The 15,623-nt window shown below is 54.3% G+C and carries 21 protein-coding genes; 11 read left to right on the forward strand and 10 right to left on the reverse strand.

Translation table 11 applies throughout. The annotated features are described in order from the left end of the window. The first annotated feature begins 339 nt into the window (after positions 1–339). From DNK50_RS22240 to DNK50_RS22255, 4 genes are all read left to right on the forward strand, one after another. Positions 340–579, forward strand: coding sequence for a DUF6124 family protein (locus DNK50_RS22240; protein ID WP_112196269.1), 240 nt, complete (start codon positions 340–342; stop codon positions 577–579). 449 nt (positions 580–1,028) lie between these two features. Beyond that, positions 1,029–1,859, forward strand: a complete 831-nt coding sequence (locus tag DNK50_RS22245; protein WP_112196270.1) for a hypothetical protein — start codon at positions 1,029–1,031, stop codon at positions 1,857–1,859. Next, a complete protein-coding gene (locus DNK50_RS22250) occupies positions 1,852–2,601 on the forward strand; it encodes a hypothetical protein (protein ID WP_112196271.1) in 750 nt (249 codons plus the stop codon). The genes DNK50_RS22245 and DNK50_RS22250 overlap by 8 nt, the downstream gene beginning before the upstream one ends. A gap of 202 nt (positions 2,602–2,803) precedes the next feature. Beyond that, positions 2,804–3,454, forward strand: a complete 651-nt coding sequence (locus DNK50_RS22255) for a hypothetical protein (protein ID WP_112196272.1) — start codon at positions 2,804–2,806, stop codon at positions 3,452–3,454. Between the two features lie 270 nt (positions 3,455–3,724). Here the strand turns inward: DNK50_RS22255 and DNK50_RS22260 are convergent, their stop codons facing one another. The 7 genes from DNK50_RS22260 to DNK50_RS22280 all read right to left on the reverse strand — a co-directional run bounded on the left by DNK50_RS22260 (position 3,725) and on the right by DNK50_RS22280 (position 7,995). Continuing rightward, positions 3,725–4,174 (reverse strand): hypothetical protein, encoded by a 450-nt coding sequence (locus tag DNK50_RS22260; protein WP_112196273.1) that lies wholly within the window; start codon positions 4,172–4,174, stop codon positions 3,725–3,727. 368 nt (positions 4,175–4,542) lie between these two features. Continuing rightward, entirely contained in the window at positions 4,543–5,061 is a 519-nt protein-coding gene (locus DNK50_RS28865) for a hypothetical protein (RefSeq protein ID WP_162633394.1), read from the reverse strand. A 16-nt stretch (positions 5,062–5,077) separates the two neighbouring features. Beyond that, complete coding sequence (locus DNK50_RS28870; RefSeq protein ID WP_162633395.1) at positions 5,078–5,488, reverse strand: hypothetical protein; 411 nt, start codon at positions 5,486–5,488, stop codon at positions 5,078–5,080. 482 nt (positions 5,489–5,970) lie between these two features. Continuing rightward, positions 5,971–6,252, reverse strand: a complete 282-nt coding sequence (locus DNK50_RS22265; RefSeq protein ID WP_162633396.1) for a hypothetical protein — start codon at positions 6,250–6,252, stop codon at positions 5,971–5,973. A gap of 55 nt (positions 6,253–6,307) precedes the next feature. Next, positions 6,308–6,910 (reverse strand): hypothetical protein, encoded by a 603-nt coding sequence (locus DNK50_RS22270; RefSeq protein WP_112196275.1) that lies wholly within the window; start codon positions 6,908–6,910, stop codon positions 6,308–6,310. A 190-nt stretch (positions 6,911–7,100) separates the two neighbouring features. After that, positions 7,101–7,532, reverse strand: a complete 432-nt coding sequence (locus DNK50_RS22275) for a VOC family protein (RefSeq protein ID WP_112196276.1) — start codon at positions 7,530–7,532, stop codon at positions 7,101–7,103. A 103-nt stretch (positions 7,533–7,635) separates the two neighbouring features. Beyond that, a complete protein-coding gene (locus tag DNK50_RS22280; protein WP_112196277.1) occupies positions 7,636–7,995 on the reverse strand; it encodes a hypothetical protein in 360 nt (119 codons plus the stop codon). A gap of 378 nt (positions 7,996–8,373) precedes the next feature. Here DNK50_RS22280 and DNK50_RS22285 point away from each other — a divergent pair, with 378 nt between their 5' ends. The 3 genes from DNK50_RS22285 (at position 8,374) to DNK50_RS22295 (ending at position 10,718) form a co-directional block, all read left to right on the forward strand. Beyond that, the gene (locus tag DNK50_RS22285; protein WP_112196278.1) at positions 8,374–9,312 is read left to right on the forward strand and encodes a hypothetical protein; all 939 of its coding nucleotides are present in this window, start codon (positions 8,374–8,376) and stop codon (positions 9,310–9,312) included. Between the two features lie 69 nt (positions 9,313–9,381). After that, positions 9,382–10,077: a DUF1963 domain-containing protein gene (locus tag DNK50_RS22290; RefSeq protein WP_112196279.1), complete on the forward strand. Its 696-nt coding sequence runs from the start codon at positions 9,382–9,384 to the stop codon at positions 10,075–10,077. Between the two features lie 17 nt (positions 10,078–10,094). Continuing rightward, on the forward strand, positions 10,095–10,718 hold the full coding sequence (locus tag DNK50_RS22295; RefSeq protein ID WP_112196280.1) for an SMI1/KNR4 family protein: 624 nt from the start codon (positions 10,095–10,097) through the stop codon (positions 10,716–10,718). Positions 10,719–10,726: 8 nt separating this feature from the next. On the opposite strand, the gene DNK50_RS22300 is transcribed toward DNK50_RS22295, so the two are convergent. Both DNK50_RS22300 and DNK50_RS22305 read right to left on the reverse strand, forming a co-directional pair. Beyond that, positions 10,727–11,284, reverse strand: a complete 558-nt coding sequence (locus tag DNK50_RS22300) for a hypothetical protein (RefSeq protein WP_112196281.1) — start codon at positions 11,282–11,284, stop codon at positions 10,727–10,729. A 226-nt stretch (positions 11,285–11,510) separates the two neighbouring features. Continuing rightward, on the reverse strand, positions 11,511–12,239 hold the full coding sequence (locus DNK50_RS22305) for a hypothetical protein (RefSeq protein WP_112196282.1): 729 nt from the start codon (positions 12,237–12,239) through the stop codon (positions 11,511–11,513). 149 nt (positions 12,240–12,388) lie between these two features. Here DNK50_RS22305 and DNK50_RS22310 point away from each other — a divergent pair, with 149 nt between their 5' ends. After that, entirely contained in the window at positions 12,389–12,754 is a 366-nt protein-coding gene (locus DNK50_RS22310; RefSeq protein ID WP_112196283.1) for a cupin domain-containing protein, read from the forward strand. Here the strand turns inward: DNK50_RS22310 and DNK50_RS22315 are convergent. Next, positions 12,742–13,050 (reverse strand): hypothetical protein, encoded by a 309-nt coding sequence (locus DNK50_RS22315; RefSeq protein WP_099586392.1) that lies wholly within the window; start codon positions 13,048–13,050, stop codon positions 12,742–12,744. The genes DNK50_RS22310 and DNK50_RS22315 overlap by 13 nt on opposite strands. Positions 13,051–13,195: 145 nt before the next feature. Between DNK50_RS22315 and DNK50_RS22320 the strand changes: the two genes are divergently transcribed. From DNK50_RS22320 to DNK50_RS22330, 3 genes are all read left to right on the forward strand, one after another. Then, positions 13,196–14,446 carry a hypothetical protein gene (locus DNK50_RS22320; RefSeq protein WP_112196284.1) on the forward strand — a complete coding sequence of 417 codons (1,251 nt, stop codon included), beginning with the start codon at positions 13,196–13,198 and terminating at the stop codon, positions 14,444–14,446. A gap of 22 nt (positions 14,447–14,468) precedes the next feature. Beyond that, a complete protein-coding gene (locus DNK50_RS22325) occupies positions 14,469–14,930 on the forward strand; it encodes a VOC family protein (protein WP_112196285.1) in 462 nt (153 codons plus the stop codon). Between the two features lie 61 nt (positions 14,931–14,991). Beyond that, on the forward strand, positions 14,992–15,618 hold the full coding sequence (locus DNK50_RS22330; RefSeq protein ID WP_112196286.1) for a glutathione S-transferase family protein: 627 nt from the start codon (positions 14,992–14,994) through the stop codon (positions 15,616–15,618). Positions 15,619–15,623: the final 5 nt, after the last annotated feature.

Raw genomic sequence — 15,623 nt, forward strand, 5'->3', positions numbered from 1 at the left:
ACCATCAGCCACACAGACGAATAACCAGGCGACATCGCCTTGCTCCATTGCCTACGCTTGCGTCAGAATCCGCCAGCTTGTGCGCTGGGGTGGCCGTCTCTAAGGTTGCCCGGTCGCCGACATCTCGGTGATCGGGTTTAGTAGCCTGATGGTTTATCCAGACAAAGTGCACAAGCGTCATCCATCAGACAGTCCAGTCTGTACTTGATGGTGGCTGTGCGCAGGGCGTCTTCGGACGCGCCGGCTTTCGTTTGGATTCCCCGGTCTACTAACCTGCGCACAGCTGCCACCCTTCTGTTTAGTAGCTAAAGGACGGCGGCCCTAAACAGGAATTCAAACATGCTCAACGTCACACCGGATTCAACCCCCCTCTTCACCGTCGCCCCCGACGCCAGCAACGAAACCCTCATCACCAACAGCTACGAGACCTTCACCTCCGTCAGCACTTTGCTACTCGACCTGTCCGAAGACCTCAACGGCAAACACCGCGACATTGCGCTGGCGATTCACCAACTGAGTGAATTGGGCGTGCTCATGACCGCCAAATTACTCGACCGCGAAGTGCCTTGCGCCGGCTGATACCGGGCCTTTCATTCAATAGCGTGATCACTCGCCGTATCGCTGTAAGGCATATGCAACGATTCGGCGATTCAGGTTTTGATGGATTGGGTAAATGATCATGCCAGCAACCTAGACGGCGAGGCGGTAAGGAGTGAAATCACTACCGAGCGTACATGGTGAAACTTTTAGCCGCTAAGGGTCTGCTTTCGGCCAATAGCGGACGTTCGCAAGCAGCCGCGGACTTCCAGAAAGAAACATTCGTCAGTACCCATGTTAGTAGACCACGACACAAGCGCCGCTGAGCGGTAGATGGACATCTCCTCCAAGCCAGATTGATAAACAGCCCGAAGGATGGCACTGTGCTACTTTAGGCGTCTAGGAGGGTCGAGTCGAGGTTGGGGAGTTTTCTCCCGCAGCATTGACAGACCAAGAGAGATACAATAGGTACGATTGGAGTGCAGGGAGCAATGGCAATAAATTTTGATGTGGTTATTGAAACACCTGAATACGAAGTAGATATGAAGGCTGGACTGGATACCCTCCAAGGGATTTCAGACGCGACCCGAATTATTGGTGAGACGTTGTTGACTCAAAAGGTACCGCAACGTATCAGCTACAAAAGCGATGTGAGAACAACTCTTAAAAAAACCTTCCCTGGATCGTACGGTCACATATTCAGTTTAGACTTAATGAGTGAAGAACTTAAAAAGCAGTACCGAAAAATTGGTTCCGCTACTTTTTCAGAACTTATGTCATACTTTACTAAAGAAGCGTTGCATATAGATGTAGACGTGGATTCGCTATCAGAAAAAGCTCAAAAAACTCTTGAGGCTCTTGGCGAAAATACTGAAAAACTGATAGAGCAATTGCGAGAATCACCACTTCGTAACATTCACGAGGTTCCTAAGAAATTCGGTTACAAAGTGCTGTTGAATCGCCGGAGTAGCGCCCACAACAGAGAAGTACTTGTCCAGTTTGACAAAGAAACATCTCTAGTGCTGGATGCAAAAAAAACTGATGAAAGGGTCACCCTGCTGGCAAGTATTCGAAGACTTAATACCAATACGGGAAACGGCCGACTTCAAGTGAAAGGCGGTGAGGAAACAGTCGCATTTGGTTTTTCTACAATGTATCGAGACGTAAGGCTGGCGACCAAGAAAAAGTTCTCAGAAAATCTGGACTACAATAATGGCATTGATATTGAGCACTGGAAGTATTTGGAGATAATCGTGGCCCCAGTGAAACTTCAAGATGAGAAAATCGTGAAGTACATTGTATTGGGCTTTCACGATGAGTAGTAGATACATAAGCATTGCTGCCGGGTTGATTGCGCTGGTTAGTATGCTTTATCTAGGGAATTTCTATTTCCGCCTAGGGTATGTGGTTTCGGACAGTCCTGAAGCTTGGGGGCAGTTGGGAGATTACGTCGGCGGCGTCCTAAACCCATTGCTCAGTTTCGTATCGATTGTTTTATTGATCAAGTCACTTGCACTGCAAAATGATGCCAATAGTGATCTTAGAGATGAGATTCGAAACACTAGAAAAACTGAAAGGCTTCGGTCCTTCGAAGCGCAGCTGTTTCACATGATCGAATCTCAGCGATCATTGTTTGATTCCTTGCGCTTGGAAATCTCTTTGAATGGCGAAGATATTGAAAAATTTGGTGCGGATGCGGTTATAGCAATAGAGGATGAGATCATAAGAATTAGAAAAGAATTTGATCTGGATCAGCTTGGTGATGATCGTATACGCGAATTTCTGGAGCAAGTGGACGCCACCGATAAAATCTTTGGTGTTACTCGTATTTTCTATAATATAGTCAAGCTAATCACTGACAAACTAAGTGATGGTAATGGCTTTGAGAAAAGTGATCGTACTGCTCATTATGTGACGCTAATAAACTTCAGCGACTTTGCTCTCCTTCGACTCATAATGATTTCTGTTCAATTTATGGATTACCATTCGGTCGAGTATTTAAAGAAAAACTTGGAGTTCGGCTCGGTTTTAAATGACATGTCACTTGGATATTCATTATACTAATGTTCATCGGTTTAAACTCTTTATCCTGCCCTGTATCGCCTCTGATTTACTGAGCACGTTCGACTGACTCCTTCTGGTCGAAAGCGGCCGCTATCGACCAAAATCGGTCATTCAGATGTGTCTAGGGAGCCCGGCGCGATTCATTACTGTCGAGCGTCTGTTTACTATAGATATGAATTTTACTGGTATTCGGGAACTGTGAATGAACGTTAAAAACTTAAAGCCGGAGTACATCTCCAACTATATCAATGATGGAGGCACTTATAGTTGGGTGAGTCATCAGGCAAAAATCTTGCCATCAGCTTATTTGGAATACGCAAGGCAAGACTTTGACGAGCAGAATGGGGAGCGGGCTTTAATTAACGCTGTTGGAAACGCTAAAAGAGCTTTTCATCTGCAGACAGAAACACTGTGCGATGCCCTAGGATGGAAAGTTGCCTACAAAAATAAGAAGCTAGGGTTTGATAAGCGGCTGGAGTACCTTTCGAAATGCGGGATATTGTCACCTCGCATCTTGTCTAGATTAAATAAGACACGAAATCGTGTCGAGCACGAATACATTGTCCCTACTACAGAGCAGGTGGAGGACTACCTCGATATTGTGGAGCTATTCATCTTCGCGGTCGGGCAAATCCTCGATAGATTTCCATACGAGATCGATTTTTCCCTGATGCAAGATGAGTATTATGATCCGACGTTGGAGTTGCCGGATAATTTTACCTTTAAAATGAACAGCGGCAGCCTAGATTCTTTCACGATTGGCCAAAAAGGCGAGAGCATTACAAAAGTAATGACTGATGATGACTATTTTCCTTGGTTAAAAGCTATATTTACGCAATATTTCCTAGTTTAGAGCTAGCAGGTTGTCGGGCAGTCGCTTAGCGGTGGCTGTACGCTGGTTCTTCATAAAGCTAATCACCACTGGTTTTGCAGCCTCTTGGGCGAAGGAGTGGGTAGATTAAAGATCTCCACAATGACGGTTATTGCCTAGAGGTGGCCCTCGTCTGAATATCTGTTTTTGGCCGATTTCTGCCTGTCGTTACTGACCGCTTAGGGTCGGAAGCGGTCAGTCGCGACAGGCCTCTATCGACCCAAAGCGGACTTTGAAAGCCAGGCCTCCACCTCAGTCACTGCTGCTGCCCATCAGAATCCATCGCTTTCCATGGGCTTGGATATCGAAGGAAAAACCCGAGTACACCGGATCAGCCGGATGGCCCTTAACAAGCCAGAATGAAGTGATGGCTTTGGCTTGGTCGAGATTCACAGAAGTAAACAGGGACTTGGCCAGCGCTAGGATTTCTGAGCGTTTTGAAGCCAGGTCTATCGGGCCGTAGGCGTCATCACCCGGGTGCAAAAGTAGTTCTAATGCTTCGCGACGTGCTTTGCTTGCAGACACGCTAGTCTGGTTACTCACGATGGCGTTTTTGCTTACGGAGTGGACCAGTTGCTCTTCAAGTGTCCGGTCCAAGTCAAAAGGCCCGTAGGTATTTATCCAGACAGTATAGTTGTAGCCCTCCAGGAGATCCTCAAGCCTGAGGATTTCGTTTGGCCGGGAGTCTGTGACGATGCGCATGGTGGTTCCATCCAGCCGCTAGTGGACCGATATTCTGAGGCAACGCCAATTAGAACGGTAGGGCATCGTAAATATGCGGGCGAAGGTCTGCTTATGGCCGTTAGCTGCCTCTCGTCAGAGGCAGCAATCGACCACAAGATAACCTTCAACCTCGATATAGGCCGAGACAACCACCTCCTTGTCCGACGCGATGGGTTAGAGCGCTCAGCTTGCATCATGATCAGTTGTCGATGCTCGAAGGTACGCGACGGACACCCAGGCCTAATCCTTCGCCCAGAACCGAGTAATCGTGAGCGACTGCTTCCGAAATGACAGGAAATCAATCCAGTAAATAAAGCGGCCCGGTATCCCCCTTTAAACTTCGCACGCTATTTGCAAATCAGTGGAGCTATTTTTTTAACAGGTTCCCGATGCGGCGCGCCATTGAGAATGCTTAGTTTACTGATCTCGAATTTACAACCGTTCGATGTATTGCTCACTAGGACAACCTCATATTGTGACCCAGGTTCAGTGCTAAAGCTTAAACCGCCAAGACAGCGTCCTGGGAAATGGGTAACAGCAATGTTGAGCGTTTGACCTCCTTTGAACGAGTATTCTGCTGCTTCTCGCGAGTTCGGATCGGGAGAATCAATCATTCCAATTCTTTTAGGCGCTCGCGCCCGCAGTGAATCTATAAAGTTGTCGACAGGATTGTCAAAAACCACAAGTGCGCCGTTGTTGCAGTCTGTCTCGGGGTATAGGTTAATCCACCCCATCTCTCGCGGCGAAACAAAACGAACCTTAGTTGAAGATTCGCTACTGTCCTCGGCTATTGGAATATTCTGAGACACGCACCCTGCTGTTCCGACGAGCAATACCAAACTAATAAGTGATAAATTTAGCCTCATGCGCCCCTCCCTGGATTTAATCAAAGGTATTTTTTTCTTTATACTCAGCTTTGACCGCGGTTCCGTCCATCACAGGTCTGGCTGTGAATAGATAGGTCTTGCCAGGTTTGGCTTCGACTCTAACCAAAGGAAAGGCTATCCCGTATCCATAATTGATTCTTAATGCGACACTGTATATCCCAGGAGCCACTTTTACTTGACCGTAATCCACAAGGGAATTGGGCTCTAACACAGGTTTTCCCACGACTGGGTATATAGCAATCACGGTAGTTGATAGTCCGCCCAAGGACCAATCATTATCGGACTTGAAGTAGGCGCTTGTATCATTAGCAAGCCCCTCCGCTCCACGAGCGACGACGTTTTGTGAACATCCTGATATCTGAGCTGCAAGGGCGACCACGCTTACAAGATATAAAGGTTTTTTCATGGCTTCCTGCCAACTCAGACAAAGTTAAAGTCGGAAATAACGCTCACACAAGATTTTAACGGTGGGCGCCAATGATCGGAACTGCTGATTCTAATGAAAGGCAACATGCTGACCTCACTATTATTATATTTATAATCGCAGTTTTGCGACCGTCTCACGTTTTATATCTTCAATAATATTCCCATTGAAAAGCTAGACAATTCATAAGACGATCAGGCGTTTTGATATCATACTGCCACCACATAGTCAACGTCTCGTTATTGTCCGCATAGTCGGCGGAGTTCGCTGGCGCCTGCGGCATTTTGAGATCATGAATGAGGAAAATTTGATGGAGATGAACCATTGGCTATACAGATCAATGCTCGATGCCCGCCTTTGGCCGATAACTGCCAGCCACCAAAGCCCAAGAGAAGGCAGAATCGCGTCCCTACTGCCTGCCAACCCAAAGACCTCAACTCACAGCGCCCACCGAACACATAAACTCACCCATAACCAGCCACCCACGGCTCCTGCTCAATAGTCGCAACATCCCCCTCCGCCAATAACCCCCACAATTCCAGAATCTTGCCTCCCGGTACTTGCCTCATGTGGCGAGGATCACCGGTCTCCAGATTTTCAAAAATGACGGTGCCCGACAGGTTTACAGCGATGCACCACTCTGCATCGTTGGTCACCGACACCTGCCCATGCTCATCATCTTGCCCGCGCGTTTGCAGTTCGGCGAGAAGCTCAGGGAATGTGTGTATGCCAGGATCAGCGTTCATGGCACCGTATCTGTGGCTGACGTGATAGCCCATATTAATCCCGTGGTTAGCCTATTTATAAAACGTCAACGCCTGGATAGAGGTCCGCAGGCGGATGGTAATCGGGATCCTCGAAGCGGCTATTGTTGTAATGGGTTTTGGCTGTCGGCCCTTCGCCCTTGTACGTCACCTGCGAGTTTGGCGTGAGATGCCACCCCTCTCCGTCTTTGTCGCGCTCGATCAGCGACGGGTACAACGTGCAAGTGCCTGAGGAACCTGATGTCAGCCTGAACTGGTAAAAGCGCCCAGCCTGGGGCGTGAACTTCGCCGTGACGAAGCAGGATCGCGTACGTGCGCCCTCCCAGGACATGCCCACGTGCGTTTCGATGCCGGGCCGAATTTGCGTTTCGTAATAGTCCGACGTGAGGTTTTGCCCCGCTTTCGGCATCCCCTGATCCTGGGTATGGATGAACGGAAGCAGCCCGCTGCGAATCACGCCACCCGAACGTTTACCGTTTTCGTATTGGTACAGGTCGGCATGCTGCGTGAAGTTGACGATGCGTATCCAGGCGGGGTTGGGCTCGTTTGCAGGGGCCGTGAAGTAATCGGTGTGGGGGAAATACTGGCAGCCTGCGAACAACGGCAGGGCCAGCAGGCAGAGCGCAATGCGTATCGACATGAAGCCTGTCCTTTTGCGGAGTCAGGGTAGAGACCACGAGAAAGGAGGCGCATTGCATAACAGGTGATAAATTCGTGGGAGCCGATAGCGACGCGCTGGCAGCCGCCGGACACTCTGCCGTCGTGAGGGGCGGTGTTCGGCCAAGACTCATGCGCCACAACCCGAAGTTGACGATCGTCTTGGCTCAGATTCAGATTGAGCGGGCCGGTCGCTCGCCCAGCCGCTCTACCAACCTTACGAGATAACCGTCGGTATCCTGGACGATAAATTCTCGCTGACCGACTTCTACGTTTTCAGCCCGATACCAGGTGTCTTTGCATTCTCGGTAGAGCGTAAATCCAGCCTGCTCAAGTCTTTGGATGACGGGGGCGACAGCCTCAACATCAATCTGTAGGTTCATGCCTCTTCCAAACGGCCTGGTCAACGGCGCCGTCAGCCATTGACCCGCGTCCGAATCAATTTGCTCAAGCATTACTTGCGCTCCGTTCAAATCAAGGTAGGCAAATCCATCTTCCGGGCGTTGATACGCTACGTTGAACCCCAGGCAAGAAACCCAAAAAGCCAAGCTGCTTTCCAGGTTGTTGACCATTAACTCCGGAACCAGTTTATTACGCTCGAACATGAGATGACTTCCATTTCAAAACGCGAATGTGTGCAGGCGGGCAGTTTCTGACAGCTACAGAAACTCGGCCAGCTTTAATTTATTTTCATAGAAACCACATCACCTACAAAACATAACGCCCCACCGACAACAAAACTATCTGCACAATCAAGTAGTCCGGCCACAGCGCCCAACGCTTGAGGGAAATCGGAACGGAAACAAGCTCTTCTTCACTCACATCACCCAGCCGGGTGTAACTCTTGGGGAACATAAAAAACAAACCGATCTGCCCCATGCGCATGGCTTTATCCCTCGGTCGATTACCGGGCCAAAGCCGCTTATTGTGTTGAACAATCTTATTGCCCGCAAAATACTGCTCCAGCTTTTCAAGCTTGAAGTAGTACGAATACAGCAGTAACGCGACGGCAATAACGACCTCCACACCCAACAGAAATGTGATGACCTTGTAGCCAGCTATATCCATAGGTTATCTGCCATATAAAGTTCTTCGCCCAGCTGTGCGCCATGACCACCGAATAGGTTCCTGGGTACACCCACCAACTTACCCCCTCTCACAGGCTGCGCCTCACGACACGCCACCTCGCCCCCGTTCGCACACGATTCAGTAGTCAACGATTTTTTGATTGATATACGCCGCTGTCGTGTCCGAACTCCGACCTCAACGAAGACAGCGTTCAAAATATAAAATCGGATTTTTCTACGTGGGCAGAAATCAACGGGGCAAAAACTCACTTTCAGAAAGAAGCTACAAGCCAGCAGATCAAAACCTACAGGCATCAGGTATTCTGCCCAGCGTCAAACCCGCCCCCGGCCTGCTTTAAACGCGCATCAGGAGAGTTGCATGTTGATTGGCCATCGCTTCGAGCGCACCGCCCAGGATGACTTGCACGTCCACTCGCGCAACGGCGTGCAAAGCGTGTTTGTGCTGCTGACCGGCGCAATGGCGTTCATCCTGCCTTTGGCCTTCGTGCTGTTCTGGTTCACCGACGGCGGCTCGCAGTTGGCAGAGGTGGATCCGCTGAGTTCGCTGCTGATCGTACTCCTGCTGCTGCTTATTCCCGCCCTTGGCCTGCTGCTGATGGTGTACACCGGCACCCGCGAGACGTTGCTGTTGTCGCGAGTGAACGGTGAGGGCAAGCGCCGCACCCGAAACTTTTTCGGCGGCCGCGAGCGTGTGCAGTCGGTCTTCAGCATCGATAAACCCCACCACCTCGAACTTCGCCGCCGCCCGCAGGCCGAGCCCGCCTACACCCAGCTGTGGCTGGTGATGCGCGACGGCACCGAGCAACGGTTGACCACCGATAACGTGCCGGTGGTGCCGGGGAGCAAACGCACCGATGTGTGGCTGCGTGAACTGGCCGATTACCTGGGCGTGGCGGTGCCCACTGAGGTGGTCGTGGGGTCTGCAACGCCGGCGCCCTATAGGCCTGCGCCAGCACCGGCGAAGGTCGCCAGGCGGCGCAAACTCGGGGGGCCCACGCCTGCGGCTGAGTCCACCGATAAGCTCGGCATTGCGGCACGTGCCCTGCTTTCACTGCTGGGTGCATTCTTCGCGGTGCTGGAGCTGACGCATGTAGTCGGCTTGGTGCGCGCGCTGTTCACTGGGCGGCTGCGGGTCAGCGGTGTTCGCTCAGGCTCGGCGAGCTTTTACTGGGCCGAGCAGCCGTGGGTGTTTTCATTCAATGTACTGGTGGGTGTGGTCGAGGTGCTGATTATCGGCGTGATCGCCTGGGGGTGTGTGCGTACGGCGATTCTGGGGCGGATGAAGGCCAATCATTAACGGTATGGCACCCGCACACTGCTAATCTGCGGCCCTTGAGCCTGTAGCAAAAGGAAGCTTTGCATCGTCATGGATATTCCACAAATCAAGCAACGCCTGGCCCGCCCTGCCGTCAAGTTCACTGCCGGCGGCTTTCGCCCGCTCGGTACCGATGAGGAAAGCTGGCTGGGCAATGTCTTCCTGTTCCGGCCTGACGAAGGCGTACCGACCAATCATGCGGGGCAACCGCTGCTCCCCTTCGCGCAGTTTTACCTGCCCGCCCTGCCCTTCAACAGCCCGTTGTTGGCCGAGGTTCGGGTACTGACGGTGTTCATGTCGAACCCGTTTCCAGAGTGCTTGGAACCGATGGGGAATAACTGGGTGATCCGCGAATACGGGCCTGATGACGTGCTGGTGCGCAAGGCACTGCCGGTGGCGGGGGCATTTCTGAAGCCCTTCCCACTGAAAGCAGAAACAGTGCCCGAGGACTACCCATTGTGGGATGGCGGTGGTGTCCCGGCGGACCTTGAGCAAGCCGTCCTGACGCTGGAGCGGGCGGGAAAGATAGAAAGCTATTACGACCTGATCACCCATACCTACCAACACAAGATCGGCGGTTACCCCTCGTTCTGCCAGTCGGGCGTTGATCCGGGCGAAGGTTTCGAGTTTGTGTTCCAGCTCTCATCAGACGCGAAGATCAACCTCAATGTGGTCCACAGTGGCAGCCTGATGTTCTGGAAGCACAACCAAACCGGTGAATGGGCACTCTATTATGATTTTTACTAAGGCGCCGGGAGCCCTCAATGACTGACTACCGTGGACTGATCTTCGACGACACCCGAGAAGGCGCATCCGACCAGGCCCTCGCGCAATTGGAAGCCACGCTCGGCGCCCGCCTGCCGGATGATTACCGGCAGTTTCTCAAGACCTGCAACGGCGCCACCGTAGACTACGACGTGCTGGCGACCATGAGCAATGGCGACAAGGAGTTGCTGAGTTTCTTGCTGTATGGCCTGGCCCCCAGTGAAACCTACGAGTCCAACCCTTTTGAACTGGAACAACTGCGCCAGCAATCGGGTTTCCCCGCGACGGGGTTGTTGCCGATCGGCCGCGATGGCGGCGCCAGTGTGTTGCTGCTTGACCTGCGCGACGGTCGCCAGGACGTGGGCGCAATGGTCGCAGGTTTACCCGCCTGGACCGGGCGTCGCCAGCAAGGCGATGAGTACGTGGTATTAGCGGACTCGTTCAATGCCTACCTGGACTTGCTGCATTTGTCCCAGGAGCGAATCGCGGAACACATCAATCACTTCGTCATCAGCGCGGATACGATTGAGGCGACGCTGGTGTGGCTGGATCAAGGCAGTCCGGGTTGGCGGGAGCGCTATCGGTCTGTGTGGAATGCGCGAGTGGTGGAGAGGCCGATTTGAAGCGTGTGTCAGGGTGCACAGGGCGCGTCTTGAAGGAACGTTTTTAGCGCTGCCGAATAGAGTGTTAAGGGTTGGTCTTCGGTATCGAGCATGGCAAATGGAATCACGGTGATATGTGAAAACGTCTGGGCGCTTATTGAATAGGTTTTCTGCCTGCACACGCCGTGATTGCCGTTGAGTATGAACTGAAACTTGAACAGTTCCGGCCGGGTACACCAGCTGGGAATCAAGCCAAGACTCAAGCCCGTGAGATATTCCTGCGCGCACGCCCCGCCCGAGGAAAACGCCGAGATTTTTATGGCCAGTGCAGGGAAGTTCGCAGCCGCTGGGGTTGAACTGATGTCTTGGGCGTGTGGAATGATTTTTTGTGTCGCTTGGTAGGCGCGCTTGCCGAAGCGGCTGTCTTTCCAAGGCGCATCAACTGCATAAGTGAAGCTGGGGACATTTTCATTGCTTGCGGCGTCAACAGGCTCGTTGATGGGCGGTTTGGACGCATATGAAGTACAGCCGGCGCAGAACATTGCCATGCTGAGAACCGCCAAACTGTTAACGATTACGCTCCACATCTTGAGTTTTCCCTAACGATTCAAAGGACGAACACCGTACCTGTGGCGAGGTAGCTTGCTCGCGCTGGGCCGCGAAGCGCACCCGCTCCTTGTTCACAAAGAAGGGGACTGCTGCGCAGTCCAACGGGAGCAAGCTCCCTCGCCACAGGTTACTTTTTGCCTTTTTATCTCTTAACTGACCGGCATTGGGGCTGCCCCGCTCACTAAAAAAACCTGCGTGCGCGGGTCACGCCTGGGTACTGAACCGCTGCGCTGCCCGCCGCGCCAACATCGCCGCTTCCGTCGCTTCAGTCGCCCGTTCGCCTTTGTAGGCCAGTTGGGTCACAAACTCTGCGTCCCTGAACTCGGCCGGTACCATGCTGTGCTTGTCTTTGAACAGCGGCGCCAGATCAAGGGAGGTGGCGAAGTTTTCCCGGGTCAGGCTGTAGTAGCCCATGACACTGCCGGACCAGGGCGAGCTGGCGTCTGTCATGTCGATGGCGGCATCACGGTACGTGACGGCGGCGGTCTTGAGGCCCAGGGATTTGTTGAGCAGATCCGTGAGCCGGTGGGTGTCGGAGCTGTTGAGCTGGCCGGCGGTATTAAGCACTTTCAGACTGCCGTCAGCGTCTACCGTGAAGCCATATTTCTTGCTGGCAAGGTCGGGGGCGGTGGTAGAAAGCGTTGCCTGGAACGCCTGGAATGAGGCTTTAAGCGTGCTGTGCGCAGCCCTGAAGAGCTCGGCGTATCGAGGGTACTCGGGCGATTCGGAGCGACCTATCCAGGTGTCGACGACCTCCAACGGTTTTGCCGTGGTGCTGGTGTCTTCACTGGGGTGGTAGATGGCGGCTGGCGCCGCGTTTGCCAGGGCGTCCTTGGCAACATCCGTCAGCGGTTGGGGCACCAGCTTTTGGTCGGACGGTGCGAGGCTGGTGCTGGCTGGGGGGAGATAGGCGGAGCTGACGGAGAGTGCCATTTAATCGGTCCATGATTAGCGGGTTCCTGAAGGTTATCGACGGGAACCGGGCAAGCTTGAATCAAGACGCCTCTGCTTGCAGGATCGTACAAGCCTGCCAACTCGCTACTTGGGTAGCCTTGGGCTTCTCACCCATCCAAGGATCCACCATGACTCAGCATCCGGTAAATCTCACCCACAAAGCCTCGCTCATCGATCAGCAGTGGAGCCCTAGAGTGGTCGCGGAAATGAACGACTACCAGTTCAAGGTGGTACGTATCGAGGGTGAATTCATCTGGCACACGCACCCGGAAACCGATGAGGCCTTTCTGGTGCTGGAAGGCACGCTGCGTATCGACCTGCAGGACGGCCCGGTATACGTGGCGGCGGGCGAACTGTATGTGGTGCCGCGTGGCGTCGAACACCGCACCGCCGCAGAAGGCGAAGCCAAGCTGATGATGATTGAACCACGCGGCACCTTGAATACCGGTCACGAAGGCGGTGAACGCACAGCTGAAAATGATCAGTGGATCTGATCAGCAGCGCCCCCCACCAGCGCCAGTAATTCATTCACCAACTCAACCGCCTCTCGCTGATAGCCCTCCCGCCAGCGCGCCGACCAATCCTGCGGCCGACCGTCCTCTTCCCAAGCCGATAACGCCAAGCCGTTGACGATTTCCAGCTCAAACCACTGGCGCTGCCACCCGGCAGCGTCCGTTACCAGAGTGGTGTCGTGCCACAGGAACTCGGTGTGGGCGACAAAACGGCTCCAGCAGAACAGATCGTCTGAGGCCTGTTCCGCAAGTCTGATCAGTTGTGCTTTGTTATCCATGACTGGCTATTTGCCCTTGATTTCTTCCAACCGCGTGACAGCGCCTCGCACCGCAGCAATTGGCGTGTACGCCTGCAACGCTAGTGGCCACCCTGCAATCTCTGGATAATACCCTCCTCCCGCCCCGATACGGATATCCCGTTTTATGAAGTCGCCCGCGTCCGCCCTGCTCCTCGCGTCTGCCCTGTTGCTGCCAGCCATCGCCCACGCCGACGACGCCGCGCTCGCCGACACACTCAAGGCCTTCACCCGCTGCGACGCAACGTTCTTCAGCCGCCTGAACACCCACCACGCCGCATGGCAGGCCTATGCGCCGCTCAAGCAGGACAAGGACTTCACCTGGATCGCCGTTAGAAACCGTGCCGACCGCAACGCCAACCAAGTGCCCGTCAGCGCGCCGCCCATTGCGGGCCTGAAGCTGTTGTCGTATGCCGATGAGGCCACCGACCTCGATCAGTTGGGGCGCTACTATTACTGGGGTTTCGTTGTGCAAGGCGGCGTCGACGAAGTTGCCCAACGCCTTGCCCCGCTGCTGGACCAACCTGCACGGCTGCAAAAAATCGACGGGGCCTATATTCGCAGCGAACTCAAAGTCGACGACCACTGGCAGGCGATCAAGCCGCGACCCGGCAAGGCGCCGGGCACGCGCCACGTTGAGCGGGTGCTGATCGTTGAGCCGGATGGCGAGCACACACGCGTCAGTTGCTCGGTACAGGGCGGTGTCGATGCGGCGCTGCTGGCGTGGCTGCGGCCGGACATCGCGCCGGTCGACTACCCGCGCACCGTGGTGGAAACCAGCATCAACGATGTCGAGGTACCCGCCAGTGTGCTCCAAGGCCTTGCCGCGCCACTGTTGCAACCGAAGTTCAAGAGGTTGAGCTACACCTACCTGTCCAAGAAAGGCGACGGCAGCCAGGACAGCCCGACCTCGGTCACCTTCACCGCCGACGGCGGCCTGCTGAAGAAGAACGAGGTCTACGGCGACACCTTCAACGTCGATCGCCTGATGCTGGCCGACCTGATCCAGTTGAAGTCAAAAATGAACGGCGTCGGCGATGGGCGCGTGCTGCAAACCCTCGCCGTCGAATTGAACGCGCCGAGCAGTTGGGCCCCTGGCCAAACCTTGCGCGCAGACATGCAGATGCTGAACGTGCCCGCCAAGCCCACCGACACACCTACCGCCACCTCATTGGTGTGCAAGGTGGGTGAACGCTTCCCGGCGCGCGAGGTGTTTGCTTCGCTGACCGGAGACGCCATCAAGCTTGAGTGCGACCAGGGCGACTACAAGACCTCGCGTGCGTTTATCGAGGATTTGGGAGTGGCGTTGACGCTGGAGTCGACGTCGAGCCAGTTCCACTACGTGAATCAATACACTGCGCTGGAAGTCGTGCGCTGATCGAGCTATTGGGAGGCAGGCCATGGAACTGAAATTCAGTCACGTCGATGTGCTGGTCAACGACCTTGAAGAGGCCTGCGCCTACTACGCGCAGATCCTCAAGGCGCGTATCTCCAAGACCTTCGTCTGGGACCGCGGCGGCCTGCATGTGCGCTACGCCGTGGCGCTGATGGGCCAGGAGCGGTTCATGCTGGTACAGCCGATTGCCGGCAATTTGCGGGCGCTGTTGGACGCCCACGGCGAGGGCATGATTTACCGCCACTGCTACTCGACGCCCGACATTGAGCTGGCCTACGACGAACTGATCGCGTCGGGCGTACAACCCGAAGATGAAAACGGCCAGCCGTTAGCGCGGGAGAACCTGCAAAGCCCGTCCGGCGGGCGCATTATCTGGCTGCCCAAGCGCTTTGGGCATTTCTCTATGGAAATTCTGGAAGAGAAAGGCTTGGAGGCCTTCATCGAAGAGGCGTTTAGCGCCGATTAAGGGCACTCTACGGCGGCACAGCAGTCTGCTCCTAACACACCCCTTGCCCAGCGGAGTTCCCATGATCATTGTTCACCACCTCAACAACTCACGCTCGCAGCGCATCCTGTGGCTGCTGGAAGAACTTGGCCTGCCTTACGAGATCAAGCGCTACCAGCGCGACCCGAAGACCAACCTCGCGCCGCCTGAACTCAAGGCGATCAACGCCCTGGGCAAGTCCCCGGTGATTGAAGACGGCGCCAACGTGGTGATCGAGTCCGGCGCCATCGTCGACTACCTGATCCGCCGCCATGGCGACGGGCGCCTGCAACCCGAGCCTGCCAGCGCCGACTACGACCAGTACGTGCAATGGCTGCACTTCGCCGAAGGTTCGGCCATGTTGCCGCTGATGCTCAATCTGTATGTGGGTCGCCTGGGTGAGGCCGGGGCGCCGTTGCATCCGCGTATCGAATCCGAAGTGGCCAATTACCTGGGTTATCTGAACGATGCGCTGGGACACACGCCGTACCTGCTGGGTGATGAGCTGAGCGGTGCGGATATCCAGATGAGCTTTATCGGTGAAATCGCCAAGTCCCAGGGCAAGTTGCAGGCCTACCCGCACCTGGCGGCGTGGGTGCAGCGTTTCCAGGCGCGACCGGCGTATCGCCAGGCGCTGGAACAGGGTGGCGAGTATGCATTTGCCAAATAAGTGAA

The sequence above is a fragment of the Pseudomonas sp. LG1E9 genome, from assembly GCF_003290225.1.
Lineage (GTDB): Bacteria > Pseudomonadota > Gammaproteobacteria > Pseudomonadales > Pseudomonadaceae > Aquipseudomonas > Aquipseudomonas cyclaminis.